The organism is Peribacillus sp. P4_C12 (genome assembly GCF_056402095.1).
Window position 1 is genome coordinate 1 of the sequence record NZ_JBFUIB010000270.1, and the last position, 5,023, is coordinate 5,023.

The window sequence follows — 5,023 nt, forward strand, 5'->3', positions numbered from 1 at the left end:
AGGTATTGGTTGGGAATATTCTATCGGCCGGGTTAGGGCAAAATGTGGCACGTCAGGTTGCGATTCATGCAGGGGTCCCGGAAACAACACCAGCTATGGCCATCAATAAGCTTTGCGGGTCGGGGCTCCGTACGGTAATTATGGGGGCCCAATTCATAGCCCTTGGTGATGCCGATGTGATTCTTGCTGGGGGTATTGAAAGCATGAGCAATGCCCCGTATTTACTTCCGAATTACCGTTTTGGACAGAAGATGGGGAATGCCGAAGTTGTGGATTCAATGACTTATGATGCCTTAACGGATGTTTTTAATCAGTATCATATGGGTGTAACGGCCGAGAATATTGCGGCACAGTGGGAAATTAGTCGTGTAAAGCAGGATGAATTTGCTTTACATAGTCAGTTGAAAGCTGAAAAGGCCCAAATTGAAGGTCGATTTGTAGATGAAATCGTCCCTGTTGAATATAAACGCAGAGGAAAAACGATCTTAGTTGACCAAGATGAACATCCACGCCATGGGCTAACGATAGACCAGCTAACGAAACYTCGACCTGCTTTTAAGGAAAATGGAACGGTTACGGCCGGAAATGCGTCTGGAATCAATGATGGTGGTGCGATGCTGGTACTGATGTCTAAAGAAAAAGCTGACGAGCTGGGACTGGAAATTTTAGCAACTATCAAGTCATATGCTAACGCTGCGCTTGATCCAAAAATCATGGGATACGGTCCAGTACCTGCGACAAAAAAAGCTTTAGCAAAAGCGGGATTGAAAATTGATGAAATTGATTTAATGGAAGTGAATGAAGCCTTTGCGGCACAGTCACTCGCTGTGCTGAAGGACCTTGAACTGGATCCAGAAAAAGTGAATGTTAATGGCGGTGCGATAGCACTGGGCCATCCTGTAGGTGCTTCTGGTGCACGGATTTTAGTTACATTATTGTATGAAATGAAGCGAAGAGGTGCAAAAACGGGCCTTGCCACTTTATGTATTGGTGGCGGGCAGGGTACAGCGCTGATTGTTGAACGGTAAAGGTGATTTGGCCTTATTTTCCTATGATATAATGGGTAAACATCAGAAGGATTAAGGAGAATAGGTATGGCCAATGATAATAAAACGGTTCAATTAGAATTAGTAAAAGCGATATTGGAAGAATTACCTTTTGGGATTTTGGTAACGAAAAACGAAAAAGAAATCGTCCTATACAATCGCATATTATCTGAGGGGTTTTCAGAGGATCAATTTGATCAGCAAACAACGTTGATTATTAAAAAAAATCTATTGTCAGCTGTAAATACGCCTATTTATATGAACGGTAATAATGTGATTGTTAGAAAAGAGATTGTTCAAGTGGCTGATGAGGAGTATCAATTTTATTTCCTGTTATTTACGAACAATAAAAATGATTTTCTTAATATTGATAATCATGAAGAAATCCTTTTTAAAGATATTATAGAATTTGCCTATGATGGTTTGGTTATGGTTGATACGGAAGGGTATGTACAAATGTTGAGCCATGCATATGCTGATTTTCTTGGGGTAGATCAGGAAAGCTCAATTGGGAAGCATGTAACGGAAATCATCGAAAATACCCGTATGCATTTAGTAGCCAAAACTGGCAAACAGGAAGTCGCTGAATTACAAAAAATTAAAGATAATTACATTATTGCGACCCGTTCCCCGATTCTGAAACAAGGTAAAATCGTAGGGGCGGTCGGGAAAATATTATTTAAAAATGTCGGGCAATTTACGGCTCTTTCCAAACGGGTAAACTTATTGGAAATAGAGCTAAAAAAGTATAAAGGTGATTTTCGCGAGAGAAATAAAGCATCCTATACGTTTGATCATATTATGGGGAAAAGTCCTGCTCTTATGGAAGTAAAAGTACAAGCCAGAATTGCAGCTAAAAGTGACTCAAATGTGTTGATACTGGGTGAAAGCGGAACAGGTAAGGAACTGTTTGCCCATTCCATTCATAATGAAAGCAGACGAGCCATGGGTGTATTCGTTAAAGTGAACTGTGCAGCTATCCCAGCAGAATTGCTAGAGTCAGAGCTCTTTGGCTATGAAGAGGGTTCTTTCACCGGTGCAAAAAAAGGCGGGAAGGCAGGTAAGTTCGAAGCAGCTGATGGCGGGACAATTTTTCTTGATGAAATCRGTGAGCTACCACTGCATATGCAGGTGAAATTACTTCGTGTTTTACAAGAAAAAGAAATTGAACGGGTCGGTTCTACGGGCAGTGTTCAGATTGATGTACGGGTAATCGCGGCAACGAACCGCAATCTAGAAGAAATGGTTTCAAAAGGTGAGTTCAGGCTTGATTTGTATTATCGGTTAAAGGTCATGCAAATTCACGTTCCGTCCTTAAGGAAGCGATTAGAGGACGTTGAAATTCTAGTGAATTATTTTGTTGAAAAATACCAAAACCTTATGAAAAAGCGTGTACAGGGTATGAGTGATCAAGCTTTACGGCTACTTCGTCTCTATAAGTGGCCGGGTAATATTCGTGAGCTGGAAAATATCATTGAACGCGCGTTGAATATTGTTGAAGAAGAGGAAATGATAGATTCCAAGCATCTTCCTGAAGAAATAACGGGTCATAAAGAACTAGTCCCAATCCGCACTTTAGCCGAAGTAATGGAAGAAACCGAACGTGCTACAATATTTTCTTGTCTGGAAATGACTTCAGGTAATAAATCCGAAACGGCAAAGCGACTCGGAGTGAGTCGGACGACACTTTATGAGAAGATGAATAAGTATGGTTTATGAATAATGATTGTAGAAAAGTACCCTGTGCATTTGCAACGGGTACTTTTTTATACTTTTGAACAACCTCTTTTAGAGGATTAATCTAGAGGTTTCGTAGTGATCTTTATTAGGAAACTACGACACTTGTGTAAGTCGACGAGTTTTCTTTGTTTGGAAATTTTTATGAATGTGTTAAGAAATCCGTTCATTAAAAGAGAGGTAATTTGAATAGTGTATGAAAAGGCTTACAATTTTTTGGAGGTTATAAATAGAGTGTAAAGAAACCTGAACAGTTTTAAAGGATTCTAGCTTCTACAGTTAGTAAAAAGGGGAGGGAAAATGATTTGAAATGCTTTAATAGATGAGTAATTTTAAATTTTAATTATGTTGGCACGATTATTGCATATGTATTTTACTGAATGGTCCATCTGTCATTTTACAAAGGGCTACAATTGGGAAAATGGATAGGGAGTAATTTTARAGTTTCATAGTTTGTTGAAAGCATTATCAATTGGGGGAAGTAGTAGAATAATCATTCAGCTTGACTTGGGGAAGGCAGGCTCGAATTGTAAAATCCGATTGAAAATGTGAATTTGGGGGCATAGGGAGAAGAGAAAAGGGGGAATTGTATTGGTGATTCAAATTTTAGCCATTGTTGTGGCTCTTGGACTTTTAATCTTTTTAGCTTATAGAGGTTATCCGGTCATTATTATAGCACCGCTTGTTACATTATTGGCGGTCATATTATCTGGTGGTCATTTGTTACCGAGCTATACAGAGACATATATGACATATGCAGCAAATTATGTAAAATCATTCTTCCCAATATTTCTATTAGGTGCTATATTTGGGAAAGTAATGGAGATGAGTGGTGCAGCAGCATCTATTGCAAAGACCATCGTTAAATCACTAGGTTCAAAGCGGGCCATTCTTGCTGTAGTCCTAGCCTGTTCAGCGCTTACATATGGTGGGGTTTCACTGTTTGTTGTAGCCTTTGCAGTTTATCCATTTGCTGCAGCGATTTATAAAGAGGCGGATATTCCAAAGCGGTTATTGCCAGGAACTATAGCACTGGGTGCTTTCACTTATACGATGGATGCGCTTCCTGGAACACCGCAGATTCAAAACATCATTCCAACGAATTATTTTGGAACAGATACGTATGCGGCACCATTAATCGGAATCATTGGCGCAATCATGGTATTCACAGGTGGAATGATCTGGTTAGAACATCGTCGTAAACAAGCGTTAGCAAAAGGTGAAGGTTACGGGGAAGGACATACTAATGAACCCGAAAGTGGCGAACAGCAAAATCTGCCTAACTTTTGGCTGTCCATCGTACCACTTGTGCTTGTAGTTGCGTTCAACTTCGCTTTCAGTCGCAGTGCTATTTCCGTAAAGAACTGGTATGATGGCACGATGTTAAAGGAAACCTTCAATATCGCTGATGTAAGCTCAGTAACTTCTTCTTGGTCTTTGATTGTTGCGCTGACAATCGGGATCCTAGCAGCGATGCTTCTGAATGTTGGGCGCATAAAGGTCAAACTGGCAAGTGGTTTAACAGCTGCCGCAATGGGATCTTTGCTAGCAATCTTCAATACCGCTTCTGAGGTTGGTTTTGGAAATGTTGTGAAAACGCTTCCGGGTTTCTCTGTGATTCAAAATTGGGTGTTCAACGCAAGCAGCAATCCACTCGTTTCGGAAGCAGTCGCTGTCAATGTGCTATCAGGAATTACCGGATCTGCTTCTGGTGGACTTTCCATTGCATTAGAGGTAATGGGAAGTCATTACTTGCAGGTGGCACAAACTGTTGGGTTCAGCCCGGAAATGCTTCATCGTATTGCTTCCATGGCATCCGGAGGGATGGATACGCTTCCACATAACGGTGCCGTTATTACCTTACTTGCGATTACAGGATTGACACATCGGCAATCGTATAAAGACATATTTATTATTACGATCTTGAAAACGGTTACAGTGTTCATCCTTGCTTTTTCAGCATCACTGTTTATTTAAAAGAATAAACTAGGAAATGGAGATGGAGAAAATGGGAAAATTATTGTCTTCTTTGGATAGTGCCATTCAACAAATTGAGGATGGAGCAACGATTGTTGTTGGCGGTTTTGGATTAAGTGGAATTCCAGAAAATCTAATTCATGCTTTGCGTGATAAAGGTGTAAAAGATTTGACTGTTATCAGCAATAATTGTGGAGTCGATGATGCAGGTCTCGGTCTATTGTTGGAGAATAGGCAAATCAAAAAAATGATAGCTTCTTATG

Annotated in this window: 4 protein-coding genes; all 4 read left to right on the forward strand. The window is 40.3% G+C overall.

The genetic code is table 11. The features are described from left to right. On the forward strand, positions 1-1,028 hold a 1,028-nt coding region (locus AC1DUW_RS20775), incomplete at its 5' end, for an acetyl-CoA C-acetyltransferase (protein WP_477643343.1). Positions 1,029-1,094: 66 nt separating this feature from the next. Continuing rightward, on the forward strand, positions 1,095-2,765 hold the full coding sequence (locus AC1DUW_RS20780) for a sigma-54 interaction domain-containing protein (RefSeq protein ID WP_477643344.1): 1,671 nt from the start codon (positions 1,095-1,097) through the stop codon (positions 2,763-2,765). 609 nt (positions 2,766-3,374) lie between these two features. Beyond that, entirely contained in the window at positions 3,375-4,760 is a 1,386-nt protein-coding gene (locus tag AC1DUW_RS20785; RefSeq protein WP_053345938.1) for a GntP family permease, read from the forward strand. A gap of 31 nt (positions 4,761-4,791) precedes the next feature. Then, positions 4,792-5,023 (forward strand): CoA transferase subunit A (locus AC1DUW_RS20790; RefSeq protein ID WP_477643345.1); only part of this gene is annotated, 232 nt, incomplete at its 3' end.